Origin of the sequence: Mesorhizobium hawassense (genome assembly GCF_003289945.1) — a bacterium.
GTDB classification, from domain to species: domain Bacteria; phylum Pseudomonadota; class Alphaproteobacteria; order Rhizobiales; family Rhizobiaceae; genus Mesorhizobium; species Mesorhizobium hawassense.
Genome location: NZ_QMBP01000001.1, coordinates 106,016 through 132,348 on the forward strand (window position 1 = coordinate 106,016; position 26,333 = coordinate 132,348).

General features: G+C 62.6%; 23 protein-coding genes. 16 read left to right on the top strand and 7 right to left on the bottom strand.

The window, feature by feature from the left end; translation table 11 throughout:
- Nucleotides 1-10 precede the first annotated feature (10 nt).
- The 4 genes from DPM33_RS00505 to DPM33_RS00520 all read right to left on the bottom strand — a co-directional run bounded on the left by DPM33_RS00505 (nucleotide 11) and on the right by DPM33_RS00520 (nucleotide 3,213).
- The gene (locus tag DPM33_RS00505) at nucleotides 11-766 is read right to left on the bottom strand and encodes an HvfC/BufC N-terminal domain-containing protein (protein WP_245441938.1); all 756 of its coding nucleotides are present in this window, start codon (nucleotides 764-766) and stop codon (nucleotides 11-13) included.
- A gap of 16 nt (nucleotides 767-782) precedes the next feature.
- Nucleotides 783-1,799 (bottom strand): MNIO family bufferin maturase, encoded by a 1,017-nt coding sequence (gene bufB / locus DPM33_RS00510; RefSeq protein WP_483466563.1) that lies wholly within the window; start codon nucleotides 1,797-1,799, stop codon nucleotides 783-785.
- 52 nt (nucleotides 1,800-1,851) lie between these two features.
- Nucleotides 1,852-2,121: a BufA1 family periplasmic bufferin-type metallophore gene (locus tag DPM33_RS00515; RefSeq protein WP_095081018.1), complete on the bottom strand. Its 270-nt coding sequence runs from the start codon at nucleotides 2,119-2,121 to the stop codon at nucleotides 1,852-1,854.
- Nucleotides 2,122-2,355: 234 nt separating this feature from the next.
- A complete protein-coding gene (locus tag DPM33_RS00520) occupies nucleotides 2,356-3,213 on the bottom strand; it encodes a patatin-like phospholipase family protein (protein WP_146770176.1) in 858 nt (285 codons plus the stop codon).
- Between the two features lie 224 nt (nucleotides 3,214-3,437).
- On the opposite strand from DPM33_RS00520, the gene DPM33_RS00525 reads away from it, so the two are divergent.
- From DPM33_RS00525 to DPM33_RS00550, 6 genes are all read left to right on the top strand, one after another.
- Nucleotides 3,438-3,713, top strand: coding sequence for a hypothetical protein (locus DPM33_RS00525; protein WP_146770177.1), 276 nt, complete (start codon nucleotides 3,438-3,440; stop codon nucleotides 3,711-3,713).
- A gap of 191 nt (nucleotides 3,714-3,904) precedes the next feature.
- Nucleotides 3,905-4,180, top strand: a complete 276-nt coding sequence (locus DPM33_RS00530; protein WP_112094960.1) for a hypothetical protein — start codon at nucleotides 3,905-3,907, stop codon at nucleotides 4,178-4,180.
- A 170-nt stretch (nucleotides 4,181-4,350) separates the two neighbouring features.
- On the top strand, nucleotides 4,351-5,265 hold the full coding sequence (locus tag DPM33_RS00535) for a LysR family transcriptional regulator (RefSeq protein ID WP_112094961.1): 915 nt from the start codon (nucleotides 4,351-4,353) through the stop codon (nucleotides 5,263-5,265).
- Between the two features lie 188 nt (nucleotides 5,266-5,453).
- Complete coding sequence (locus DPM33_RS00540) at nucleotides 5,454-5,954, top strand: cupin (RefSeq protein WP_112094962.1); 501 nt, start codon at nucleotides 5,454-5,456, stop codon at nucleotides 5,952-5,954.
- Nucleotides 5,955-6,046: 92 nt separating this feature from the next.
- Nucleotides 6,047-7,249: an MFS transporter gene (locus DPM33_RS00545; RefSeq protein ID WP_112094963.1), complete on the top strand. Its 1,203-nt coding sequence runs from the start codon at nucleotides 6,047-6,049 to the stop codon at nucleotides 7,247-7,249.
- A gap of 40 nt (nucleotides 7,250-7,289) precedes the next feature.
- Entirely contained in the window at nucleotides 7,290-7,754 is a 465-nt protein-coding gene (locus DPM33_RS00550) for a DUF302 domain-containing protein (protein ID WP_112095834.1), read from the top strand.
- A gap of 54 nt (nucleotides 7,755-7,808) precedes the next feature.
- Here the strand turns inward: DPM33_RS00550 and DPM33_RS00555 are convergent, their stop codons facing one another.
- A complete protein-coding gene (locus DPM33_RS00555; protein WP_342634303.1) occupies nucleotides 7,809-8,726 on the bottom strand; it encodes a LysR family transcriptional regulator in 918 nt (305 codons plus the stop codon).
- 263 nt (nucleotides 8,727-8,989) lie between these two features.
- Between DPM33_RS00555 and DPM33_RS00560 the strand changes: the two genes are divergently transcribed.
- The 5 genes from DPM33_RS00560 to DPM33_RS00580 are packed head-to-tail and all read left to right on the top strand — an operon-like array spanning nucleotide 8,990 to nucleotide 14,585.
- A complete protein-coding gene (locus tag DPM33_RS00560; protein WP_112094965.1) occupies nucleotides 8,990-9,772 on the top strand; it encodes a 3-hydroxybutyrate dehydrogenase in 783 nt (260 codons plus the stop codon).
- A 26-nt stretch (nucleotides 9,773-9,798) separates the two neighbouring features.
- Nucleotides 9,799-10,956: a patatin-like phospholipase family protein gene (locus DPM33_RS00565; RefSeq protein WP_112095836.1), complete on the top strand. Its 1,158-nt coding sequence runs from the start codon at nucleotides 9,799-9,801 to the stop codon at nucleotides 10,954-10,956.
- The gene (locus DPM33_RS00570) at nucleotides 10,953-12,377 is read left to right on the top strand and encodes an NAD(P)/FAD-dependent oxidoreductase (RefSeq protein WP_245441940.1); all 1,425 of its coding nucleotides are present in this window, start codon (nucleotides 10,953-10,955) and stop codon (nucleotides 12,375-12,377) included. The genes DPM33_RS00565 and DPM33_RS00570 overlap by 4 nt, the downstream gene beginning before the upstream one ends.
- A gap of 15 nt (nucleotides 12,378-12,392) precedes the next feature.
- Nucleotides 12,393-13,739: a dihydrolipoyl dehydrogenase family protein gene (locus DPM33_RS00575; RefSeq protein WP_112094967.1), complete on the top strand. Its 1,347-nt coding sequence runs from the start codon at nucleotides 12,393-12,395 to the stop codon at nucleotides 13,737-13,739.
- 21 nt (nucleotides 13,740-13,760) lie between these two features.
- The gene (locus DPM33_RS00580) at nucleotides 13,761-14,585 is read left to right on the top strand and encodes a peroxiredoxin-like family protein (protein ID WP_342634304.1); all 825 of its coding nucleotides are present in this window, start codon (nucleotides 13,761-13,763) and stop codon (nucleotides 14,583-14,585) included.
- On the opposite strand, the gene DPM33_RS00585 is transcribed toward DPM33_RS00580, so the two are convergent.
- Nucleotides 14,569-15,474, bottom strand: coding sequence for a LysR family transcriptional regulator (locus tag DPM33_RS00585; protein ID WP_112094969.1), 906 nt, complete (start codon nucleotides 15,472-15,474; stop codon nucleotides 14,569-14,571). The two genes, DPM33_RS00580 and DPM33_RS00585, sit on opposite strands and share 17 nt — an antisense overlap.
- 472 nt (nucleotides 15,475-15,946) lie before the next feature.
- Nucleotides 15,947-16,660, bottom strand: coding sequence for a helix-turn-helix domain-containing protein (locus tag DPM33_RS00590; RefSeq protein WP_112094970.1), 714 nt, complete (start codon nucleotides 16,658-16,660; stop codon nucleotides 15,947-15,949).
- Between the two features lie 173 nt (nucleotides 16,661-16,833).
- On the opposite strand from DPM33_RS00590, the gene DPM33_RS00595 reads away from it, so the two are divergent.
- Genes DPM33_RS00595 through narI form a run of 5 tightly spaced genes read left to right on the top strand, consistent with a single transcriptional unit; the run spans nucleotide 16,834 to nucleotide 26,333 of the window.
- Complete coding sequence (locus DPM33_RS00595; protein WP_112094971.1) at nucleotides 16,834-19,575, top strand: nitrate/nitrite transporter; 2,742 nt, start codon at nucleotides 16,834-16,836, stop codon at nucleotides 19,573-19,575.
- Between the two features lie 14 nt (nucleotides 19,576-19,589).
- Nucleotides 19,590-23,330, top strand: coding sequence for a nitrate reductase subunit alpha (locus DPM33_RS00600; protein WP_112094972.1), 3,741 nt, complete (start codon nucleotides 19,590-19,592; stop codon nucleotides 23,328-23,330).
- Nucleotides 23,327-24,853, top strand: a complete 1,527-nt coding sequence (narH, locus tag DPM33_RS00605; RefSeq protein WP_112094973.1) for a nitrate reductase subunit beta — start codon at nucleotides 23,327-23,329, stop codon at nucleotides 24,851-24,853. Before DPM33_RS00600 ends, narH begins: the two co-directional genes overlap by 4 nt.
- Nucleotides 24,853-25,545 carry a nitrate reductase molybdenum cofactor assembly chaperone gene (gene narJ, locus DPM33_RS00610; protein WP_112094974.1) on the top strand — a complete coding sequence of 231 codons (693 nt, stop codon included), beginning with the start codon at nucleotides 24,853-24,855 and terminating at the stop codon, nucleotides 25,543-25,545. The genes narH and narJ overlap by 1 nt, the downstream gene beginning before the upstream one ends.
- An 11-nt stretch (nucleotides 25,546-25,556) precedes the next feature.
- Nucleotides 25,557-26,333 carry a respiratory nitrate reductase subunit gamma gene (gene narI / locus DPM33_RS00615; protein ID WP_112095838.1) on the top strand — a complete coding sequence of 259 codons (777 nt, stop codon included), beginning with the start codon at nucleotides 25,557-25,559 and terminating at the stop codon, nucleotides 26,331-26,333.

The following is a 26,333-nucleotide window of genomic DNA, read 5'->3' on the forward strand; positions in this document are numbered from 1 at the left end:
ATTGTCTCCATCAGTTTGAGAGGGAATGCACGGTGATGCGCACGTTTGTGACGAGCCCGTCGGCGAACAGACGCACGAGCGCGGACACCAGGTCGAAATTCGGTTCGAGCGCATTCGCGCGGCTTGCGGCATGTTCAAGGCCGAAGCCGTGCTTGAGAGAATGGCGGAAGGCGAAGTCCGCGCGGTCGAGAAGCACCAGGCGAACGCTGTTCTCGGCCCGCCACACTGCCACGCGTTCGGGGCGTCTCGTCCAAGTGCAATGCTGGTCGACCACCGTGCCCTGCTGGTGCGCCGTCCATACCGACAGGATCGACCAGTGTGAAACGATCAGCCTGAGCGACGGTTGTAGCAGGATATCGGGCGAAGGCCCCAGGTCGACTTTATCGTAGTCCGCCAGGGTGCGGGGTGGCAGTGAAGCCGTATCGAGCGCCTCGGCGATGGCCCATTCCAGCCGAGCTGTTTCGGCGATGATCGGCATGTCTGACAGCGTGTCGATCGTTTTCAGGAAGCGCGGGAAGCCGGCGCCATAGCGCGCAAGGCGCGATTCAACCGGCGGATGGCGTCGAATGAACTCGCTCGCCACGTAACGGAAGAACCGTTCGTCGACCAGGCGAACCGTGACCGGGAAGACCGCCATCAGCACTGCGGTGAGCGAACTGCGTGTGTTGTTCTGGTAGATGCGCAGGCGGGCCAACGGATCGGCCTTGCCGGCGGTCAGCATTTTCGCGGAGACCATTGGTTCGATGGCAAGCACCGAGCGCGCCATGGTGGTCTGCAGGTGTTCAAGCGGCAACATCGTATCTTCCCTCCATTGGCGTTAAAGCGTTCGACAGGACAGGTCCGGCCTTGGCGGCAGCAAATGCCGCAAGCACAGGCATGCTGGTCCTCACGTTCTCAAAGGGGGTAGGAGACCCGGGCCGGGATTTGGTTGCCGCGGCCTGTCGCGCGGCCTGCTTGCGGCTGAACATGATCGAAGCGGTCAGCATGTCGGCCCACATGGCTTCGCCAAGCAGAACGTCGAGAACCGGAACGTCGGTATCCCACTCGATCAGGGTGGGTCGCGGCCCGAGGCGCGTTATGGCGTGCTGATAGAGGGTCCAAACGACCGGCGGAACGCGAGAGCCATGGTCGTCGATGAGCACGGTGTCGGCCCCGACCTGATTGGTGGCATGACCGGCAAGATGAATCTCGCCGATAGCGCCCGCGGGCAGCGCATCGATGAAGGCCTTTGCATCGTATTGCAGATTGTGCGCCGAGACATGAACGTTGTTGACGTCCAGCAGCAGGCCGCAGCCGGTCCGCGCCACGAGCTCGGCCAGGAACTCGGCCTCGCTCACCGAGGAGTCCGCAAAGGCGACATAGGCAGACAGATTTTCGATCAGCACCTGCCGTTTCAGCGTGCCCTGAACGGTCTCGACATTGCGCGCCACGATCGCCAGCGCCTCTTCGTCATAGCGCAGCGGCAGCAGGTCGTTGAGATAGGCGCCGTCGGCGACGCTCCAGGCAAGATGCTCGGAAACGAGATCGGGCTGGAAGCGCTCGCAAACCCTGCGCAATCGCTCCAGATGATCACGGTCCAAGCCTCGCGCGCTGCCGAGCGACAAGCCCACGCCATGCACCGAAAGCGGGTAGATCTCGCGCAATTTCTCCAGCGCCTCGACGCCGGCGCCGTCTCCCATGTAGTTCTCGGCATGAACCTCGAGCCAGCCGGCGGAAGGCCGTCGCGTCAGCATTTCACCGATGTGGGGAGAGCGAAGACCGATGCCCGCCGATGCGGGGATCGCGAGAGGCTGAAACATACGGGACATCGGTCTGCTCCATTCTGGAAGATTGGTTCGAAGTCTGGATCGTTCAGGCTTTCGGCTTGTCGCTGCCGCCTGCGATCTTGGCGCAGCTGCCGGCGGGTACGTAGAGCCAGGAATCCGGCTGGTTGTCGGCCGTCGCGGTGCCGGCGCAGGAATGCGTCGCGGTCTGGCAGTCGTTCTGACCGGCTTTGACCACGCCGTAGCATTTCTCGAAGGCGAAGCCGGGCTTGGCGGCGGGGCCGCTGTAGGCCGCTGTCGCGGCAAGGGAAGTGGCGGCAGCGAGGGCCGATCCGATAAGCGTCTTGGTGTTGATCACAGGCTTGTCTCCTGGTTGGCGTTTCGAGAGAAAGACCGGCCTTCGGGCCTGTCTGCAAAATCAGTCTCTCCGATTGCGATGCCGAGCTGAAATGCTGTCTCGGCATGGAATTGATACGCTGCCACTATGTTCTGGAACTCGGCGCGAAAAAGCCCTCCGGCGGGGAACCGGAGGGCTTGGCACCTGCATTCGGGAGTATGCGAAGCAGGGGCGGCTAGGCGGGGAGCGAGGCGCCTAGATGTATGGTCTTTCGCAGTTGGAGGCCGGGGCTTCTTCAGTGCGGAAAGGATCGGCGGCAAGCCAGTCTGCCGCATGCAGCCGCCCCCTGTCCCGCATGTCGGCCAGCTCGCCCCAGTCGATCCAGGGCCGCAGGAGCAGCGGGGCTCCGGCACGGTATCGACTGTCGAATATGGTGTGGACGGGCGCGCAGTTGGTCAAGCAATGGCCGGGGGTGGGGCTGCGATCCGGACACGAGGTGGTGAAAACTGAAGGTCTGCCGGTGACAACCAGGCGATGGCAAGCTTCAGGCGACAGGACAGGCGGCGACTGCAAAACGTCGCCGTCACCCCAATAAATATCGTTGTCGATCTCGACAGGCAGTGAGAGGAAAGGAAGCGTGGCCGCCGCCACGATCGCGTTGATCGACAGCTGGTCGCTTGTGAATATCCTCACCGCATCCGTGCGGGCGTTGACGGCCAGCACGCCCAGTTTCACCGGGCAGCCTTCATCACGAATTTGCTCGATATCGATGGACTGCTCCAGGATCGATCGAAGCAGGCTGGCCCTGTCATCGGCGAAAACCGAGGCGTGGCTGACGCGTCGCCAGAAATTGGCGAGTGCCGTCCTCGCGCCGCGCCTGCCGCCGACACTTAACCCATAGGCAAAAACCGCTGCCTCCATCGCGGCAAAGCCCGACGCGGTCACGCCGCTGACGCTGCAGTTTGCCTCGTCCAGCAGGCGATCGAGCACTCCCCAGACGAAAGCGCCATGTGCGTCGTTTGCCAGCACGATGTCGATCGTCAGGTCTTCCGCGCCAAGAGCAGCCACTGACATGGCGGCTTGGTCTGTTCTCATCGGGGACTGGGCAAGCATGGTTTGGTCTCCATCCCAAGATCGTCAACAAGGCGACTGGACACAGACTGCCGCATCTTCTCGTTCAGCCGAAATGCCAAGGTGGCATGAAGTCCATAGGCAGATTGCATTGGCTGCCGGTCTTCGCGTGCCGCACTCTGCATCCCGATCAGGCCAGGCGATGCGATACGCGTCGCCACAATTGGCACAGTTACCAGAGCCGTTGCCGGACCGGGAGATGAATGATGAGAACACAACTGGCCCGTGTGGCTGGGCTTGCAATTGGTCTTGGTGCGAGCCCGGCGTCAGCCGACCCTTTCAGCGACCTCGCCGCATTGCCGACGTTCTATACGGACGCCGCTATGAAGACGATGAAACCGATGGCCGGATTCAAGAGGGCTTGGTTCGCCTTGTCGAAGCATGACCGGGTCAAGATGACGAAGGCGTGCAGCGACCCGGCGATGAGCAGGCGCCACGCCAAATTTTGCGCCAACGCGCTTGCTTTGGGCGGAGACAATTAGCGGGCTCGTCGAGCACTCTTGGAATGCAGAACCGGCATAACCTCCATTCGCAGACGGCATTGGCGAGTTGAGCGTCGAATAAAGCAAAGTCCATCTCGGCAAGCGGGAACTACAGAGTTCCAAAATGCTGCCGGTCGTTCAGCGCAGTCGTCAAAAGGGGCGACTGCATAACTCCAGAGAAGGTTCCCATCATGAATATCAAAGCTATCTGCGTCGGCGCTTTTGCCCTTTCGGTTGTCGGCGGGGTCGCGTTCGCCGGAGTTCTCGACGAACCGTCCAATATGCAGCCCTTCTTCGCCGATTCCGGCATGAAGACGATGAAGTCGAGCGCCGATTTCGAGACGGCGTGGAAAGCCACGCCGAAGGGGATGCAGGTCTCGATGATGAAGGAATGCAACGACGCCGCCATGAGCAAGCCGCATGCTCAGTTCTGCGCCCAGCTCTTCGCTCTCGGTCATCACAGCTGACCGTCCCGAACGGCCAGTATCGGCTTGACGTTCAGATGGCGGGCCTCGGCCCGCCATCTGCCATGACGAAACGCTATCGTCTTTATAGCCCCCATGCATTGGCGGGATGGAGTGCTTTGCGGCAGGGTTCGAGTCCGCACTTTCTTCTTTATAGTTGGGGGACAAGCCGCATGGACATTCACCATATCCGTTATTTCCTGGCCGTCTGCGATACACGGAATTTCACGCGTGCCGGCGAAAGGTGCAACGTCACTCAACCGGCATTGTCGCGCGCGATCCAGCAGCTCGAGGATGAAGTTGGTGGCCTGCTGTTTCGGCGCGAACGGAACCTCACTCACCTGACGGATCTAGGCGCATTGCTGCGCCCGCGGTTCCAGCAGATCCTCGATGAACTGACCGGTGTTCGGCAGGAGGCCTCGAGGTTCCTTTGCCTGGAAAACGCCAACCTCAAGGTCGGCGTCATGTGTACCATCGGTCCGCGTCGATTTACCGGTCTGTTGACGGATTTCAACAGGCGCCAGCAGGGCATCCAATTGCAGTTGGTGGAGGGGGTGCCGGCATCGCTTTCGCAGCTGCTTGAGGCGGGCGAGATCGACGTCGCCATCATGGCCTCGAGCAACAGTTTTCCGGAACGTTTCGACGTCACTCCGCTCTACCGCGAACGCTTCGTCCTGGCGTTTCCCAACGGCCACCGGCTGGCACGCAACGACAATGTCGCCATTTCGGAACTCGACGGGGAAAACTATCTCAGGCGACTGAATTGCGAATATCGCGATCACCTTGCAGGTCTGTGCAGCGACCGGGGCGTGAAGCTCAGGATCTCCTACGCCAGTGAGCGTGAAGACTGGATCCAGAACATGGTTTCCGGCGGACTTGGCATCTGCTTCATCCCTGAATTCAGCGCAGTTATCCCGGGGCTGCAGATCAGGCCCGTCATCGATCCCGAAGTTTGGCGCGAGGTCTCGCTGGTGGTGGTCGCAGGCCGTCGGTTTTCACCGGCGACGTCGACGTTCGTCAAAAGCGTCAAGGCCCACAGCTGGCCGCAAAGCGGCATCGATCTGTCGGTCACGAAAACGGCTGCATAGACAAGTCGAGATGAAAGCGAACGCCGCCAGAATATCGTGGCGGCACGCTGGCATTGGTTCGGTCATCCACCATAGTTTTCAGGTATCGATTTAAGAGCCAGTCAGCATTTCTCTTTCTTCTCGGCGCCATTCACTCTCCTTCCATGCCCCGCCTCCCGCGATTGGGCAACGACAAAGGAGAATTACACATGGTTTCCAGGACTATCGCATTGCAGGCGCCGATGAAGCTGGCGCTGACGCTCGGTCTTCTCACGGCGACCGCCGCGTTTTCCGTGGCCCCGGTTTACGCCGGTGATTGTCCAGCCGGCCAAGCCGCCACGACGGACATCCAGGAGCATCCCAGCAAACCGGTCGGCGTTACCGACACGGTCCTCTCGGCGATCGATCTGAGCAGCAAGGGCGAGGCCTGGAAAGGCAATATGCTGCGCCTGCGCAAGCTCGTCGTTCAGCCCGGTGGCGTCGTGCCGTGGCACGAGCACAATGTGCGCCCGGCCAATATTCTGGTCGTCGAGGGCTCGATCACCGAATACCGCAGCACCTGCAAGGTTGGCATCGAACATCCCGCCGGCGACGTGACGGCCGAGTTCGGCCAACTCGCCCACTGGTGGAAGAACAACGGCAAGGTTCCTGCCGTCCTCTATTCCGCCGACGTCCTGCCGCCCGCCATGCATGACGATCATATGATGTGAGCTGCCCGTCGCGGCCACAGCAGATCCCGCATCAGCAACCAGAATGCGCGTCCTCGGGCGATTGCCGGGGACGCGTGGGCACGGAGCCTGTCATGACCACCAGTGAACATTCAGAACCGACGCGGCTTCGCATGGTGGCTGCCGACAGCTGGCGGTTCGGCCTGGTCGCTCTGATCGCATTCCTGACGCTCGTCGACCTGTTCGCCACTCAGGCCATCCTGCCTTCGCTGGTGACCAAATTTGGCGTCACCCGCGCGACCATGGGCTTCGCCGTCAATGCCAGCACCTTCGGCATGGCGGTGGCGGGTATTGCGGTCGCGCTTTTCGGCCGCCGCATCGATCGCCGCAATGGCATCTGGATCAGCCTGGCAATTCTGGCAATTCCGACGACGCTGCTTTCCCAGACCGACAACATTGTGGTCTTTGCCTTGCTGCGTGTGATGCAGGGCCTCTGCATGTCGACCGCGTTCACGCTGACTATGGCTTACCTGGCCGAGCATTTTTCCGCGCGGCAGACGACGAGTGCGCTTGCTGCTTATGTAACGGGCAACGTCGCCAGCAATTTCTTCGGCCGGCTGATGTCGGCCGCCGTCGCCGACACGTTCGGGATATCCACCAACTTCCTGACGTTCGCCGCTCTCAACCTGTTCGGCGCCGCTCTAGTCTGGTTCACGCTGCAAAAGACATCCGCAATGATGCGTGCCGACACGGCGGGCGGGCCCGCCCGCGCAGCCTGGAAAGGTCCGCTGAGCAATGCCGAGCTGCGCGCCTGCTTCGCGATCGGCTTCCTGATCCTGTTCGTCTTCATAGGCACGTTCACCTATGTGAACTTTCAGCTCGTCGCCGCGCCGCTGTCGCTGTCGCCCATGGCGCTGGGTCTGGTGTATTTTGTCTTCCTGCCTTCGATGCTGACCACACCGCTCGCCGGGCGCGTCGCGGCGGGTCTCGGTCCGCGAGGCGGAATCGGCGCGACGCTCGGACTGGCGATCGTCGGGCTGCTTCTGCTGCTAGCGGCCAGGCTTCCGGTGGTTCTTGCTGGGATGGCACTCGTCGCCATCGGCACCTTCCTGGCGCAGGCAATCGCCACAGGACACGTCAGCCGGACCGCCTCGCGCGATCGCGCCGCCGCCAGCGGCATCTATCTCGCGTCCTACTATGCGGGCGGGCTCGCCGGCAGCTTCGTCATTGGACAGCTCTACGATCGCGCCGGCTGGACCGCGTGCGTGTGCGTGCTCTCCGCGGTTCTTGCTGGTGCGATCATGACCGCGCGTGTGCTGCAAAGGCCGAGGACGTGAGACTCAAATGAAACTTCGCAACCCAATCAAGGAGACTGAAATGGCTAACCACCTCAAGGCCCTGCTTGCCGGCGCCGCCCTGCTGATGTCGCTTGTCCTTCCGGCCGCCGCCTCGGATGGCGTCGTCACGGTGAAGAGCGGCTATTCCGTCGCCGAGACCGTCGCGCGCATCAAGAAGGATGTCCTCAAGAAGGGCATCAAGTTCTTCGGTGTCATCGACCAGGCACAGCTCGGCAAGAATGCAGGCAATGACGTCAGGCCGTCGCGGCTGGTGATGTTCGGCAACCCGGCGCTCGGCACGACCTTCATCACGTCCAATCCGGAAGCCGGGCTCGACTGGCCGGTGCGGGTGCTGGTCTATCAGACCGCCGACGGTTCGGTTTACGCCGCCTACAGCGATTTCGACTGGATCGCCAAGCGGCATGGCATTACCGACCGTGCGCCGCAGTTCAAGATGGCCACCGAGGTCATCCAGTCCGTCACCTCGACGGTGAAGAAAGACTGAGCTGCGGGACTTTGCCGGATCCGATGCCGGGCAGGCGCGGATAGGTTGGCGTTGCTACTCGGCGGCGGACAGTGCCTTCGCCCGCTCGCCGAACCATTTCTTTTGCGTTGCCTCTCGCACCAATGCGCCTACCGCCGGTGAATGTCTGCGACCGCGCACCGTCACGAGATTGACCTCGCGCCAGAATTCCGGCTCCGTGATCGGCAAGGGCACCACGCCGGGATGCTTGGCGGTGTGCTCAGGCATGAATCCGAAGCCGAGCCCGGCGGCGATCATCGCCAGCGTCCAGTCGTCACGATCGCTCCAGTAGACGGGACTGACCGTCACGCCTTGCTCCGCGAGGATCGCATCCGCGTAGCCCGCAAACTCGCAATTGTTGCGATGGATGTAGCTTTCGTTGCTCATATCCTTCACCCGCACCACACGCTGGTTGGCAAGGCGATGAGCCAGGTGAACGGCCATCACCATCTGCTCCTGAAACAGCGGCAGGGAGTGCACTTCTTCGTCAGCGACGTTGGAGGGCAATGCATAAATGGCGGCTTCGATGTCGCCCTCGAGCAGCCTTCGTCTCAGGCTTACGGCATCGGCATCGCAAAGGTGCAGCTCAACGCCAGGGTGATGCGCGCGCACCGCCGCGATGAGTTCGATGATCTCGTCGGGGGCGATCGTGCTCATGATGCCGACCTTGAGCGGCATCCGTTTCAGGTTCACGTATTGCTCGGCGATCTGCTTTGCTTGTCGGGAATTCTCGAAGACGCCCTCGAGGTAGCTCTCGACCATGCGGCCGAGCTCCGTAAGGTGAGTGAAACGACGCTCACGATGGAACAGCGCCCCGCCAAACTCGTCTTCCAGCAGCTTGATCGCGCGCGACAGCGCCGGCTGCGTGACGTTGCATTGCTCGGCCGCCCTGGTGAAATTCAACTCCTTGGCGACGGCCAAGAAATATCTGACCTGGCTGATCTCCACTGCCACGCTCCCTCATCGGGCGCGCGCACGGCGCGACCACGCGTTGCCAGGCGATACTACTAGCTGCCCTTGCGTCAAACAACCCGATCGGTGGATTGATGCCTTGGGCGCGTCGATCTGACCGCCAGCTATCGAATCCATGTCTCAACGGCATTTCCGCGGCCCGGACCGGCTCGCCATACTGGTTTTCAGATCAGGACCGGGCCCCTGCAGCCCCGTCGACGGCAAACCGCCGGCATTCGCCAGCGGCTCAACACAAGGATGCGACGATGCTCAATGGCAAGACAGCACTCATCACCGGTTCGACCAGCGGCATCGGCCAGGGCATCGCCGAGGCTTTCGCGGCCCGGGGCTGCAACATCGTCCTGAATGGCTTCGGCGATGCCGCCGAGATCGAACTTATGAGGGCGAAGCTGGCCGCCGACCATGCGGTCACCGTCCGCTACGACAGTGCGGACATGAGCAAGGGCGGCGCGATCACCGAGATGATGGACAAGGCCATCGCCGAATTCGGTTCGGTCGACATTCTGGTCAACAATGCGGGTATTCAGCATGTCGCTCCGATCGACGACTTTCCGATCGAAAAATGGGAAGCGGTCGTCGCGATCGACCTGATGTCCTCCTTCTATACGATAAGGCGCGCGCTGCAGGCGATGAAGGCGCGTGGATGGGGTCGTATCATCAACGTAGCATCCGCCCACGCCCTCGTCGCCTCGCCCTACAAATCCGCCTATGTCGCCGCCAAGCACGGCGTGGCCGGCCTGACCAAGACGGTCGCGCTGGAAGTCGCCGAACAGGGCATCACGGTCAACGCGGTCTGCCCCGGCTACGTGCTGACCCCGCTGGTCGAAAAACAGATCCCGGATACTGCCAAGGCCCGAGGGATCACCGAGGAGGAGGTGATCAAGGACGTGCTGCTGGCGGCCCAGCCGACCAAGCAGTTCGTCACCGTGGCGCAGGTTGCCGCCCTCTGCTTGTTCCTGGCTTCCGACGACGCGGCCTCGATCACCGGCGCCGTCATGCCGATCGAAGGCGGTTGGACCGCCCATTGAAGCCGGCAACGAGGAGCAAGACGACCGTGAACAAGATCACCAGGAATCCGTCTACGTCCGAACCTCTGCCGGAGCATGGTCGTGCGACCGACGCTGCTGTCCAGCACCAGACCGTGCTGGTGCTGCAGGGCGGTGGCGCGCTCGGCGCCTATCAGGCCGGCGTCTACCAGGCGCTGTGCGAAGGCGGGATCGAACCGGATTGGGTTATCGGCACCTCGATCGGAGCCATCAACGCCGCATTGATTGCCGGAAACCGGCGCGAGGATCGCCTGCCGAGGCTTCAGGAATTCTGGGACGGCGTCAGCCGCAGCAGTCCGTTCGACGAGTTTTTCCGGATGATGGTTCCGAGCAACATCTTTGCCAATATGGGCACGGTGATGTGCGGCATACCGGGATTCTTCGAGCCGAACCCTAGCGCAATGTTCGGCGTGAACCGCGAAGTTGGTGTCGAGAACGCGTCCTATTACACGACCGATCCGCTCAAGAGGACTCTGTGCAACTTGGTCGATTTCGACTACCTCAACGCCCACCACACGCGGCTTACGGTCGGCGCGGTCAACGTCAACACCAGTGAACTCAAATACTTCGACACGCGCGACATGACTCTGTCGGCGGCGCACATCATGGCGTCGGGCGCCTTGCCGCCGGCGTTCCCGGCAGTATGCATCGACGGTGAGCCCTACTGGGACGGCGGCATCTATTCCAACACACCCATAGAGGTCGTGCTCGACGCGCGTCCGCGCCGCGATGCGCTGATCTTCGCCGTCAACATGTGGCAGCCTCGTGCCACCGAGCCGAAGTCGATTTGGCAGGTGATGGGACGGCAAAAGGACCTTCAATATGCAAGCCGCGGCCGAAGCCATGTGGCGCGGCAGGAGCAACTGCACCGGCTGCGCCACGTCGTGCGCGAAATGGGACGGCTTGTTCCCGAAGAGCGTCGTGATGATCCGATGTTCAAGGAGCTGGCATCCTATGGCTGCCGATCGGTGATGCACCTTGTCCGGTTGCTCTCTCCACGCCTCGACGGCGAGGATCATACCAAGGATATCGACTTCACTCGCGCGGGCATCCGCACGCGCTGGCAGGCTGGATACGAGCACGGAAAGCGCGTTCTGACGGAGAAGCCCTGGGAGTGCGAGGTCGACATGCTGCAGGGCATCGTCATCCACGAGTCGCAAGAGTGAACGCCGAACAAAGACGGAGAATCCCGATGCAGCTCACGACTCCGGGACTGCGCCTCATTCCGGAAGCGGTGCTTGCCGACAACGCCGCGCTCTTTCGCAAGATCCCTGAAACACCCTCGCACCACGACAGATCCCTGCACCGCGTGGTCATCGTCGGCGGCGGCGCTGGCGGTCTGGAACTCGCGACACGTCTTGGCCGCAGGTTCGGCAAAGGACGGCTCTCGGTCACCCTGGTCGATCGCAATCGAACGCATATCTGGAAACCGCTCCTGCATGAGGTGGCATCCGGCGCGCTCAGCGCGTCGCATGACGCGGTCGAATACATCGCCCATGCCAGTCGCAACCGCTACAGATACCGCATCGGCGAGGTCGTCGGCGTCGATCGCTTAAAGCGCCAGATTTTCGTGGCGCCCAGCTTCGACGACGACGGCAGGCAGATCATACCGCCGCGTGTCCTTGGCTATGACACTCTGGTCATGGCCGTCGGCAGTCTCAGCAACGATTTCGGCACGCCGGGCGCCGCCCTCCACGCGATTGCGCTCGATACCGCCGAACAGGCTGCCCTCTTCAACAGGCGCATGATAGACGCTTGCCTGCGCGCCAATGCGCAATACGAGCAGTTGACCCCCGGGCAGCTTCATTGCGTCATCGTCGGAGCCGGGGCAACGGGCGTGGAGCTGGCAGCCGAATTGCACAAGTCGATGCGCGAGATCGCTTCGCACAATCTCGACAACATCGATTTCGAAAAGCTGATCCGCATCACAATCGTCGAGGCCGGCTCGCGCATCCTGCCCGCGCTTCCGGAACAAATGGCACAAGCTTCGGCGCGACTGCTGATCAAGCTGGGCCTGCAGATCCGGTGTGGCATCAAGGTCACCGAAGTGACACAGGAGGGCGTCCGGCTCGGCGAGAAACTGTTTGTTCCTGCCGAGCTGGTGGTCTGGGCGGCCGGGATCAAGGCGCCGGATTTCCTAACGACTCTCGACGGCCTAGCGACCGACCCGATCAACCGCTTGATCGTGGACGAGACCTTGCGTGCCGTAGGAGACGAGCACGTATTCGCCCTGGGAGACTGCGCGAACTGCGTTCTGCCCGGAGAGGAAAGGGCCTTGCCGCCGCGCGCCCAGACGGCTCATCAACAGGCCGATCACCTGGTGAAGGTGGTTGCAGCGCGCCTCGCGGGAAAAGCCGCACCGCCTTTCCGCTACCGGGACTATGGGTCTCTCGTGTCTCTCGCGGACTACGGCGCCTTCGGCAGCCTGATTGGCGGGCTCAAGATTGAAGGGCTGCTTGCCAGGCTCGTGTATCGCTCGCTGCACAAGATGCATCTCAAGGCGGTGCACGGCCTGACGAAGACGGCACTGGCTTCGATCGGCGAGATGATCGCCAGGCGCGCCAGGCCCCGGATCAAGCTTCACTAGCGGCGGAGCGCTGCGATGGAAAAATATGACGTTGTGATCCTGGGCGGCGGCAACGCTGGGATGGGCGTGACTGTCGCGACGCGTGCGGCGGGACTTTCCGTCGCCATGGTAGAGGCCCGCGATCTCGGCGGCACTTGTCCCAATCGGGGTTGCACGCCGAAGAAGGTGTTGGTCGCCGCGGCCCACGCGCTCGATGAAATCGGCAAGGCCGATCGTCATGCGATCCGGGTCGACCGGCCTCACCTCGATTGGCGCGCTCTGATCGAACGCGAGAAGGCAGTAATCCGGGACATACCGCTCAGGGTATCGCGATTGATGGACAAGCGGGGTGTCGATGTAATCTCCGGTGAGGCGAGGTTCATCGGAAGCAATGCCATCCGCGTCAACGATCGGGAGCTCGAGGCCAAGAACATCGTCATCGCCACCGGTTCCAGACCGCGTCCCTTGCCGATTCCAGGCGCTGAGCTCCTGACCATTTCCGATGATGTCCTGAACGATCCGGAGCTGCCTTGCGCCGTGGTCTTTGTCGGGGGTGGCGTCATCGCTTTCGAGCTGGGCCACGTCTACGCGCGCGCTGGCGTGGACGTCACGGTCATCGAGGCGCTGCCGCAACTGCTCGCGGGCTTCGACGCGGACGCGGTTGCGCAGCTTCGGGGAGAAAGCGAGCGGCTGGGTATCGGCATCCATACCAAAGCTTGGGTCAAAAGGATCGATGAGTCCAATGGACGATTGCGGGTGAGTTTCGCCAAGGACGGCGTCGAACGCGTGGTGGAAGCGGACCGGGTCGTCAACTGCGCAGGGCGCATGGCCAATGTCGAAGGCCTCGATCTCGGCGCCGGCGTTGTCGTGCATCGCGAGGGCCGTATCGAGATCGACGATCGTCTGCGCTCGCGTTCAAACCCCGACGTTTATGTCTGCGGCGACGCCGTGTGGAATTCCCCCCAATTGTCCCCGATCGCGACCTATGAAGGGGGCATCGTCGGCCGCAACATCACCGAAGGACCGAAGCATCGGCCCGACTACAGCTGCGTGCCGGCCTCGCTTTACAGCGTCCCTGTGGTGGCCGGCGTCGGCTTGACAGAAGCAAAGGCGAAGGAGCTCGGTCTTCGCATCAAGGTCCACACCAACGACATGCGGGAATGGCTCTCCGCAAGGACATATGCCGAAACGGTGGCATGGTCGAAAATCATCGTCGAGGAAACCACCGACCGGATCGTCGGGGCTCATCTGGTAGGTCATTCCGGCGAGGAGCTCATCCATATGTTCGCGCTCGCCATGAAGCATGGCATACCAGCGCGGGCGTTGTCCGAGATGGTCTGCGCGTTTCCTACTTTTTCGGCCGACATCAGGAACATGATGTAACGGGCTGAACCGGCGCGGCGAATGGAACATGAACCTCTCGCCGGGCCGATGCACGCAGGGCATCGAAACGATGCACGAAAAGCATGGCAATTGCCGAGGGACTTTGGTGGTAGCCTGCGTGCGACCGGTGAAAGTGCAGAAATGGCCGTCGACGACCAGGCAATGACATTCGAGCAGTCCGTCCAGGCCGCCATCGAACTCGATGCGCCCCTCAACGAGCGTCTGGCGGTCGTCGCCGCGGCGGTTCGACGACTGAATTCGGAGTTCGCGGACGCCGTGGACCGGCTGGTCGAACGGCTCGAGAGACAGGGGGCAGGCGCCATGGCGCCAAGCCCAGGCGAACCCATGCCGGGCTTCCTGCTGCCCGACGAGGAGGGCAGGCTTGTCAGCCTGGCGGAGATCCTCGCCAAGGGACCGGCCGTCATCACGTTTCAGCGCGGACATTGGTGCCCCTATTGCCGCCTGAACGCCATCGGGATTGTCGAGGTGCAGCGCCAGATTTCCGAACTCGGAGGCCAGGTGGTCGCGATCATCCCGGAGCGGCGCAGATTCGCAAAAGCCATGAAGACGGCAGTCGGCGCTCAATTTCCTTTCCTGATCGACATGGACAACGGCTATGCGCTGTCCCTCAATCTTGCGATCTGGGTCGGGGCCGAGATGGAACGATTGATGGGGCTGGGCCTCGATGTCCCCAACTACCAAGGTAACAGCAGCTGGTTCCTCCCGATCCCAGCGACCTTCATCGTCGGAACCGACGGCATCATCACGCATCGCTTTGTGGATCCCGACTACCGCCGGCGCATGGACATTGACGACTTGATCGCGTCGCTCAAGCTGGCTCGCTGACGCCGAATGTGGACCAGTCAGCCGCCCTCAAAAGATTGAGCAGTGTTGTCGCGACCGGTGAGCGAAGCCTGCCGGCAACCGCGTAGACGGAAACGATGCGCGAAACGTCGAGATCACGAAGCTTGAGCCGGCGGCTGTTGGCGGATCGCGGCGACGTCAGCGACACAAAGCCGATTCCGACATTGGCTTCCAGCAATGCAAGCAAATCCTGATCGTTTTCTACCTCGTGAGCGGTTCGAGGCGTGTAGCCCTTCGCCGAAAGGCAACGCCACAATTCCTCGCTCGTCTCCCAATAGATCCGGCTCAGCACCGGTTCCGCCGCTAGCTGGCTCAAGTCGACATCGGCTTCGTTGCGGCGAGCCAGCGGGTGATCGGCATTTACCGCGAGCTCGATTCCTTCCTGGAAGAGCGGCCAAACATCGAGTCGATCCCAAGCCTGCCCCAGGGGCCCGGCGACCGCCAGTTCGGCCTGGCCTTCCTTAAGCGCTTCTATGACAGCACCGGGGGAACCGCGATTGATCTTCAGATGCACGCCCGGATAGGCCCGAAACAGCTCTGTGAACGTGGAAACCAACAGCGCGATGTTGACGCTGTTGGAAATGGTGACGTTGAGCGGCGCGACCTCGCTGCTCTGCACGGCCTTGGCAAGGGATTTGGCGGAAGTGGCCGCGTCGTAGCACTGCTGCAGCAGTGGGAGCATACGCCGCCCAAGTTCCGTGAGATGCGAGTGCTGACGCTCCCGGCGAAGGAGCTCGCCGCCCAGCTCGTCCTCGAGCGTCTTGATCGCACGCGTCAAGGCCGGCTGAGTTACATTGCATTCCTCAGCCGCCCTCGTGAAATTCAGCGTGTTCGACAGGGCCAAAAAATAGCGGACCTGCTGCATCTCCATAGATCTTCGCCCCCTCAGCGAAATGGTTCATCAGCGATTGCGCATATTGTCAGGTTAGCGCAGCGGAGCGGATTCGGCAAAGCATGGCCAGCCTGAAGTCTGCTTTCGCAATGATAGCGGACGTCATCGGCGACTGGATCGGGTTCAGGGGAACCGATCGTTGCGGACGCTATGGCGATGCTGGTGTAGGCGAATGGCATTGTCGCGGAGGGAAAAGGCAAAAGTTGCTGTTAATGCGGTCATGCTTCTGCATTCCAATCATGCCGGTCGCCATCATGGCTGGCATGATCGGGAACCACAGCGGCCTTGCATTTGTGCCCTCGACTTATGCGACCTGGGCGTTCGCGGCAGGAGGATTCATCCAGCCACGGCCGGTATCATCGCCAGTCCCGACAAAAGGTTGGGGCGGGCACCTGCGGCAAATCCCTTGCCAGCTCAGGTTGACTACGACCGGACCAGGCGCGACGAACAATCAGACTGCAAAGCCCTCACCGTCCGTCCCGTCGATGAGCGGGTCGGGAGCGCATGCGGCGGCGACGCGGGCCGCATCGAGAATTTCGATCGTCTGGCCGTCGACCCTGATGCCTGACTTTCCCAGGCTCGACAGTGCACGCGAAAAGGACTCGCGTGTTATGCCGAGCTCGGAGGCGATGAGCGTCTTCTCGAATGGCAGGACGGCTCGATCCGGCGTGCCCTGCCGCTTCGACAGGGCCAGGAGATAGCATCCGACGCGCTCGGTCGAGTTCCTCAGCTTGAGGTTCTTGATCTGCCGGACCATGCGTCGAAATTGCGCCGCGAGGCTTCCGATTGCCGCATGTGCCAGCAACGGTTCTTCTTCCACCGCCGCGCGAAACGCTGCCGCATGAATCAATAAGAACCGCGAAGGCTCTGGCACTCGGGCCTGCATGAGATAAGGCGCGCCGGTCAGGACGGCGGCGGGGATGACGAGATCCGGGGCTCTGACAGCCTCGATCAAGACTTCACGGCCTCCGGCCGATCGCCCAAACAGCTGGGCCGACCCTGCCAGCACGATCAGCTGGAAGTTCGGTACCTCGCCTTGTTCGAACAGAACGGTGCCTGAGGACACGCTGTGCACCATGGCATGTCGCATCAAATCGGTCCGGCGGGATACGGGTAACCCCCGAAACAACGGCAGCTCCTCCGGCGCCACGCCCTCATACGTCATTTCATCCAAATGTTCGTCTCCGATTTGAGGCCTTCCCGTTGCTTCCGCATCGTGTGTGACAAATGTCACGGCATGCCTTGATTTGAATCAATGCCAGATGATGCCGGCTTGGTCATGTTGGCCTTGAGCGGGCGAGAGTCCGATGAGGCCAATCGTCTAAGAGGCTGCCGACAATGAAAACAACCGCGTTTCCGAAGTCCGGTCAAATCCTGGGCGCAAGCACGACGGCATTTACGGTCTGCTTCGCGGTCTGGACCATCTTTTCCATCATCGGCATTCGCATCCGCCAGGAACTTGGCCTCAGCGAGACGCAGTTCGGCCTGCTTGTCGGCACGCCGATCCTGACGGGTTCGCTGCTCAGAGTCGCGCTTGGCATCTGGACCGACCGCTTCGGGGGCCGGATCGTCTTCACGCTGAACATGCTCGCGGCCGCGGTAGCGACTTTCCTTCTGTCCTATGCTCACACCTATCCGCAGATGCTGGTCGCGGCCCTCGGCGTCGGCATCGCCGGCGGCTCCTTCTCGGTCGGTGTCGCCTATGTGTCGCGCTGGTTCCCGCCGCAAAAACAAGGTACGGCGCTCGGCATCTTCGGTGCGGGCAATGTCGGTGCCGCGGTCACCAAATTCCTCGCCCCCTTCGTGCTCGTCGCCTTCGGCTGGCAGGCCGTGGCCGAGGTCTGGGCAGCGGCCCTCGTCGTCATGGCCGCCATCTTCTGGTTCACGACGGACGACGACCCGGTCATCGTCGAACGCCGGCGATCCGGCATCAAGCCGAAAAGCGCCTGGCTCGAGCTCGAGCCTCTGAAGAACGTGCAGATCTGGCGTTTCGCGCTCTACTATTTCTTCGTCTTCGGCGCCTTTGTCGCGCTCGCGCTCTGGCTGCCTCAATATCTCATCAACGTCTACGGCCTCGACATCAAGACGGCCGGCATGATCGCCGCCTTCTTCTCGGTGCCGGCGAGCCTGTTTCGCGCCTATGGCGGACACCTTTCGGACGGCTTCGGCGCCCGCCGCGTGCTCTACTGGACTTTCTTCGTTTCGGTGGTGGCGACCTTCATCCTGTCCTATCCGCCGACCGACTATATCGTGCACGGGGTCAACGGCACGACGACCTCCTTTCACATCGAGATGGGCCTTTTCGGCTTCATCATCACGATCTTCGTGCTCGGCTTCTTCATGGCTCTCGGCAAGGCCGCCGTCTACAAGCACATCCCGGTCTACTATCCCGACCATGTCGGTTCGGTCGGCGGACTCGTCGGTATGATCGGCGGCCTCGGCGGTTTCGTGCTGCCGATCCTGTTCGGCTTGCTGCTTGACTTGACCGGCCTCTGGACGAGCTGCTTCATGGCGCTCTTCCTGCTGGTCGCCGGCGCGCTGCTTTGGATGCATATGGCCATCCGCCAGATGGAGCGCGGAACGGTTGGCGAGGCCCTCGCCAAGCTGCCGCCTTTCCCCGAAATGCAGGACATGCCCGAGCCCGTGGCAAAGGCCCGAACGGGCGGTGCCCTTACTGACTGGCGTCCGGAGGACAAAACCTTCTGGGCTCAAACCGGCCGCCGCATCGCCAAGCGCAATCTGTGGCTTTCGATCCCGGCGCTGCTGCTTTCATTTGCCATCTGGCAGGTATGGTCGGTCGTCGTCGCCAAGCTCCCGCTCGTCGGCTTCACCTTCACCACGGATCAGCTCTTCTGGCTTGCCGCTCTGCCCGGACTCTCTGGGGCCACGCTGCGCATCTTCTATTCCTTCATGGTGCCGATCTTCGGCGGCAGGCTCTGGACGACGCTTACGACCTGGTCGCTGATCATCCCGGCGGTCGGCATCGGCTATGCGGTGCAGAACCCCGACACGCCTTATGTCGTGCTGCTGATGCTCGCGCTGCTCTGCGGTTTCGGCGGCGGCAACTTCGCCTCTTCCATGGCCAACATCTCCTTCTTCTTCCCGAAGGCGGAGAAGGGAAATGCGCTTGCGCTCAATGCCGGCCTCGGCAATCTCGGTGTCAGCGTCGTCCAGTTCGTCGTGCCGCTGGCGATCACCACCGGAATATTCGGCTGGCTCGGCGGCGATCCGGCCATGGTCAAGGGAGCGACCGGCGATGCGCCGCTCTGGCTGCAGAATGCCGGCTTCGTCTTCGTGCCATTCATCGTGGTCTCGGCTTTTGCCGCCTGGTTCGGCATGAACGACATCGCATCGGCCAAGGCGTCCTTCAGCGAACAGGCCGTGATCTTCCAGCGCCGCCACAACTGGATCATGTGCTGGCTTTACACAGGCACATTCGGATCCTTCATCGGTTATTCGGCCGGCTTCCCGCTGCTCACGAAGATGCTGTTTCCGGACGTCAACGCGCTCCAGTATGCCTTCCTCGGCCCGCTCGTCGGCGCCCTCTCGCGCTCGGGCTCCGGCTGGCTTGCGGACAGATATGGCGGCGCGCGCGTCACCTTCTTTGCCTTCGTGCTGATGATCGCGGGCGTTGCCGGGGTTTTGTGGTTCATCGGCGTCAAGGATCAGCCGGGCGCATTCGCGGGCTTCTTCGCGGCCTTCCTGCTCTTGTTCTTCGCCACCGGCGTCGGCAACGCCTCCACCTTCCAGATGATCCCGGTGATCATGGGCAAGGAGATGGGCCGCTTGTTGCCGAAGGCCAACGCGGAAGCGCGTCGCCAGCAGGCGGAGAAGGAGTCCGCGGCCATCACCGGCTTTACCTCGGCGATCGCGGCCTTCGGCGCGTTCTTCATCCCGAAGAGCTACGGCACCTCGATCGCGCTCACGGGCTCACCGAACGCCGCGTTGTGGGCGTTCCTTCTGTTCTACGTGAGCTGCGTCGGCATCACCTGGGCTGTCTATACCCGCAAAGGCGGCCTTCTCCACGACATCGAACGCGCCAAGCGCGGCGCGCCCGTCCATCCGGCCGCAGCCGAATAACTAGGGAAAAATCAATGTCGCATTTTCTCGACCGGCTAACCTTCTTTCGCAAGACCGTCGACAGTTTCTCCGACGGCCACGGGATCGTGACCAACGAGGATCGCTCCTGGGAAGACGGCTACCGCAAGCGCTGGCAGCACGACAAGATCGTGCGCTCCACCCATGGTGTGAACTGCACCGGCTCCTGCTCGTGGAAGATCTACGTCAAGGGCGGCATCGTCACCTGGGAGACGCAGCAGACCGATTATCCGCGCACGCGGCCCGATCTGCCCAACCATGAGCCGCGCGGCTGCGCGCGCGGCGCTTCCTACAGCTGGTATCTCTATTCCGGCGCCCGGGTAAAATACCCGATGATCCGCGGCCGGCTGTTGAAGCTGTGGCGGGCGGCCCGCGCCAAGATGACGCCCGTCGCGGCCTGGGCCTCGATCGTCGAGGACGCGGACAAGCGCCAGTCCTATATCTCGATCCGCGGCCATGGCGGCTTCGTGCGCGCCACCTGGGACGAGGTGAACGAGCTCATCGCGGCCGCCAACGCCTATACCGCCCGCAAGCACGGTCCCGACCGCGTCATCGGCTTCTCGCCGATCCCGGCCATGTCGATGGTCTCCTATGCCGCCGGCTCGCGTTATCTGTCGCTGCTCGGCGGCGTGTGCATGTCGTTCTACGACTGGTATTGCGACCTGCCGCCGGCATCACCGCAAACCTGGGGCGAGCAGACCGACGTTCCCGAGAGCGCCGACTGGTACAATGCCGGCTTCATCATCGTCTGGGGCTCGAACGTGCCGCAGACGCGTACCCCGGACGCGCATTTCTATACCGAGGTGCGCTACAAGGGCACCAAGAGCGCGGTCGTCTCGCCGGACTACGCCGAAGCGACGAAGTTCGCCGACATCTGGCTCAATCCGAAGCAGGGGACCGACGCCGCGCTGGCGCTCGCCATGGGCCACGTCATCCTTCGCGAATATCACCTCGACCGCAGCGTCGCCTATTTCGACGATTACGCCCGGCGCTATACCGACATGCCCTTCCTGGTGCGCCTTGCCGAGCGCGACGGCCGGCTCGTCCCGGAGCGCCTGCTGCGGGCCTCCGAGATCACCAGAGCTCTCGGCGAAAAGAACAATCCGCAATGGAAGACCGTCGCGATCGACGAGGTAACGGACGCGCTGGTCGCGCCCCTCGGATCGGCCGGCTACCGCTGGGGCGAGCAAGGAAAGTGGAACCTCGAGGAAAAGGACGGCAAGGGGCGGGACGTCCGTCTGAAGCTCTCCCTTGCCGGCGAAGGCGCCGATATTTCGGCCGTGGACTTCCCATATTTCGGAGGTCGGGCAACGGAACACTTCGTGGCCACCGAGCATGGCGAGATCCTTACCCGCAATATCCCGGTTCGCACGATCAAGGCCGCCGATGGGCCGGTGAAGGTCGCCACCGTCTACGACCTGCTCATGGCCAATTACGGCCTCGACCGCGGCTTCGGCGGCGCCAATGTCGCGGCCTCCTACGATGACGACGTGCCGTTCACGCCGGCCTGGGCCGAGCGCGTCACCGGGGTGAAGAAGGACGCCATCATCACCGTGGCGCGCGAGTTCGCCACCAATGCCGAAAAGACCAACGGCCGCTCGATGGTGATCCTGGGCGCCGGTCTCAATCACTGGTACCACATGGACATGAATTACCGGGGGATCATCAACCTCCTGGTGTTCTGCGGCGCAGTCGGCCAGTCGGGCGGCGGCTGGTCGCACTATGTCGGCCAGGAAAAGCTGCGCCCGCAGACGGGCTGGACGCCGCTCGCTTTCGCGCTCGACTGGGCGCGCCCGCCGCGCCACCAGAATTCGACGTCCTTCTTCTACGCGCACACGGACCAATGGCGGTACGAGACCCTGACGGCGGCGGAGATCCTGTCGCCGACCGCGCCCGAAGGGGACTGGAACCAGAGCTTCATCGACTACAACGTTCGCGCCGAGCGCATGGGCTGGCTGCCTTCCGCGCCGCAGTTGAAACAGAATCCGCTCGACATCGCCAAGCGCGCCTCGGCGGCCGGCCTCGAGGTCAAGGACTATGTGGCGGGGGCACTGAAGTCCGGTGATCTCGACCTCGCCTGCGAGGATCCGGACGATCCGGCCAACTGGCCGCGCAACATGTTCGTGTGGCGCTCCAATATCCTGGGATCTTCTGGCAAGGGCCACGAGTACTTTCTCAAGCACCTGCTCGGCACCACGCACGGCGTCATGGGCAAGGATCTCGGCGCCGAAGGCAAGGTGCGCAACAAGGAGGTCGTCTGGCACGACGAGGCGCCGCGCGGAAAGCTCGATCTTCTGGTCACGCTCGACTTCCGCATGTCGACGACCTGCGTCTACTCCGACGTCGTGCTGCCGACCGCGACCTGGTATGAGAAGAACGATCTCAACACCTCCGACATGCATCCCTTCATCCACCCGCTGTCGGCGGCGGTGGATCCCGCGTGGGAGGCGCGCTCGGACTGGGATATCTACAAGGGCCTTGCCAAGGCCTTTTCCGAGGTCGCGCCCGAGGTGCTGGGGGTGGAGAAGGACGTCGTCCTCACGCCCATCCAGCACGACACACCCGGCGAGATCGCTCAGCCCTTCGACGTCGCCGACTGGAAGCGCGGCGAGATCGAACCGATCCCCGGCAAGACGATGCCGGCCGTAACGGTCGTCACGCGCGACTATCCGAACCTCTACGCCCGCTTCACCGCGCTCGGCCCGTTGATGACCGAGGTCGGCAATGGCGGCAAGGGCATCAACTGGAAGACGGCGCATGAGGTCGAGGCGCTGGGTGCGCTCAACGGCGTCCAGCCCGCCGGCGCCGCCAAGGGCCTGCCGAAGATCGAGACGGATATCGACGCGACCGAAGTCATCCTGATGCTCGCGCCGGAAACCAACGGCGAGGTCGCGGTGAAAGCCTGGGAGGCGCTCTCCAAGGCGACGGGCCGCGAGCATGCTCATCTCGCCATCCCGAAGGAGGACGAGAAGATTCGCTTCCGCGATGTTCAGGCCCAGCCGCGCAAGATCATCTCCTCGCCGACCTGGTCAGGCATCGAGAGCGAGAAGGTCTGCTACAATGCCGGCTATACGAACGTCCACGAATTGATCCCATGGCGCACACTGACCGGGCGCCAGCAACTCTACCAGGACCATTTGTGGATGCGGGCCTTCGGCGAAGGCTTCGTCACCTGGAAGCCGCCGGTCGACCTGAAGACGATCGCTCCGGTCAAGGGGCTCAAGTCCAACGGCAACAAGGAAATCGTCCTCAACTTCATCACCCCTCATCAGAAATGGGGCATCCACTCCACCTACACCGACAATCTTCTGATGTTGACGCTCAATCGCGGCGGTCCGGTCGTGTGGATTTCCGAGATCGACGCCAAGGCCGCGGACATCGTCGACAATGACTGGGTCGAGGTTTTCAACGCCAACGGAGCGCTTACGGCCCGCGCCGTCGTCTCCCAGCGCGTCAAGCAGGGCATGATGCTGATGTATCATGCGCAGGAGAAGATCGTGAACACGCCAGGCTCCGAACTGACCGGCAACCGCGGCGGCATCCACAATTCGGTGACGCGCACCGTGCTCAAGCCGACGCACATGATCGGCGGCTACGTCCATCAAGCCTACGGCTTCAACTACTATGGAACCGTAGGCTCCAACCGCGACGAGTTCATCGTCGTCCGCAAGATGGCGGCCGTCGACTGGCTCGAGGAACCCCTGCAAGCCCAGGCTCCCAAGGAGGCCGCAGAATGAAGATCCGCGCTCAGATCGCGATGGTGCTGAACCTCGACAAATGCATCGGGTGCCACACCTGCTCGGTCACCTGCAAGAACGTCTGGACCAACCGGGAGGGCGTCGAATACGCATGGTTCAACAATGTCGAGACCAAGCCGGGCATCGGTTATCCCAAGGAGTGGGAGAACCAGCAGAAATGGAACGGCGGCTGGCATCGCAAGAAGAATGGCAAGATCGAGCCGAAGATGGGCGCCAAGTGGCGCATCCTCGCCAACATCTTCGCGAACCCTGATCTGCCGGAGATCGACGACTATTACGAGCCGTTCACCTTCGACTATCAGCATCTGCACACGGCGAAGGAATCGAAGGCTTTCCCCACCGCCCGCCCGCGCTCGGCCATCACCGGCGAGCGGATGGAGAAGATCGAATGGGGACCGAACTGGGAGGAGATCCTCGGCGGCGAGTTCGAGAAGCGGTCGAAGGACGTGAATTTCGAGGGCGTCCAGAAGGACATCTACGGCCAGTTCGAAAACACCTTCATGATGTATCTGCCGCGACTGTGCGAGCATTGCCTCAACCCGGCCTGCGCGGCGGTGTGCCCGTCGGGCGCGATCTACAAGCGCGAGGAGGACGGCATCGTCCTGATCGATCAGGACAAGTGCCGTGGCTGGCGCATGTGCGTCTCCGGTTGCCCCTACAAGAAGATCTACTACAACTGGTCGTCGGGCAAATCGGAGAAGTGCATCTTCTGCTTTCCGCGCATCGAGGCGGGGCAGCCGACGGTTTGCTCCGAAACCTGCGTCGGGCGCATCCGCTATCTCGGCGTGATCCTCTACGACGCCGACCGTATCGAGGCGGCCGCAAGCACGCCGCAGGAGAAGGACCTCTACCAGGCGCAGCTCGACGTCTTCCTCGATCCGAACGATCCGGCCGTCATCGCCCAGGCGCGTGCTGACGGGATTCCCGACAACTGGCTGGAGGCGGCCAACGTGTCGCCGATCTGGAAGATGGCGATGGAGTGGAAGATCGCCTTTCCGCTTCACCCGGAATACCGCACGCTGCCGATGGTCTGGTACGTGCCGCCGCTCTCGCCCATCCAGTCGGCGGCGGCCGCCGGCAAGATGGGCCTGGACGGCGACATGCCCGACGTACGCAGCCTGCGCATTCCGCTCCAATATCTCGCCAATCTGCTGACGGCGGGCAATGAGGAGCCTGTCGCTCTCGCGCTCGAGCGCATGCTGGCGATGCGAAGCTACATGCGGGCAAAGACGATCGACGGCCGCCTCGACGAGTCGATCGCGGCGCGCGTCGGCCTGACGGGCTCGGCTATCGACGAAATGTACAAGGTGATGGCGATCGCCAATTACGAGGATCGTTTCGTCATCCCGACATCGCACCGCGAATGGAGCGAGGACGCCCAGGACCTGCGCGGCTCCTGCGGCTTCTCCTTCGGCAACGGTTGCTCGGGCGGCTCCACCGAGACCAACCTCTTCGGCACCAAGCAGACCAAGCGGCCGACAAACCCGATGGAGATCGCGTGATGCTCTCGAACAGGACCTTCAAGGCGCTCTCGGCGCTGCTTTCCTATCCGACCGAGGAACTTTCCGCGGCGATCCCGGAAATCACCACAGCGATCGCGGACGAGGGACTGATATCGGACGAAGCAGACAAGCGGCTGCAGCCCTTGCTTGCCGATCTGGCCACCCTGGATCTCTACGATCTCCAGGAGCGCTACGTCGAGTTGTTCGACAAGACCCGCCGCCACTCGCTGCATCTTTTCGAGCACATCCACGGCGAGAGCCGCGATCGCGGCCAGGCGATGGTTGACCTGGTCGAACATTACCGCCGTGGCGGGCTTGACGTCGCGGCTAACGAATTACCCGACTTCATCCCGCTTTTCCTCGAGTTTCTCTCTGTTCGTCCCTTTGAGGAGGCGCGCGGCCTGCTCGCTGAAACCGCCCACATCTTCTCGTTGCTCGAAGAGCGGCTCGCCAAGCGCAACGCGGGCTATGCCGCCGTGTTCACGGCCATAAGATCGATCGTCAGCGAGCCTGCCGTGGTCGTGGATACTGCCGAAATCGACGAGCCCGACGACCTTGCGGCCATCGACGCTGCCTGGGAAGAGACCGCCGTCGCATTCGGCCCCGGGAATGCGACCGACAGTTGTACCGTCGACCGGCTGAGAATCCAGATGCGCGCCGCCAATCGCGATGCGCGCAACAATGCGGCCTGATGGAGGAAGCCATGTCCGACACGATCAACGCCGCGCTCTTTGGCTGGTATCCCTATTTCTGCCTGACCATCTTCCTGCTCGGCAGCCTGATCCGCTTCGATCGCGAGCAGTACACCTGGAAGACGGGTTCCTCCCAGCTGCTGCGTCGGCGCCAGCTGCGCTGGGGCTCCAATCTGTTCCATGTGGGCATCCTGGTGATCTTCGCCGGTCACTTCGTCGGCATGCTGACGCCGATCTGGGTCTTCGATGCGCTCGGCGTTTCCCACAGCTTCAAGCAGGGCCTTGCCATCACCGCCGGCGGCATCGCCGGTGTCGCCTGCTTCATCGGCATCGCGCTTCTAGCCCATCGCCGGCTGTTCGATCCGCGCATCCGCAACACGTCGGCGCCAGGCGACATCGCGATCCTGCTGCTGCTCTGGCTGCAGCTCACGCTCGGCCTCTCCACCATCTTCGTCTCGCTCGGTCACATGGACGGCCATGAGATGGTGAAGTTCATGAACTGGGCGCAGGGTATCCTTACCTTGCAACCGGCGGCCGCGGCCTACGTCGCCGACGTCAACCCGATCTTCAAGGCGCATCTCCTGCTCGGCATGACGATCTTCCTGGTCTTCCCGTTCACCAGGCTGGTTCATGTCTGGAGCGCGCCGGTCTGGTATCTCGGCCGTCCCGGTTATCAGGTCGTGCGCACGCGCTTCGCGGCCCGCCGGTCACCTGCGCCAGTGCCTGTGCGGTCGTCAGAGCCGGTGCGGCGCCCCGCCGCCGCTCCTTCCCACCAGCCCGCGGAGTAG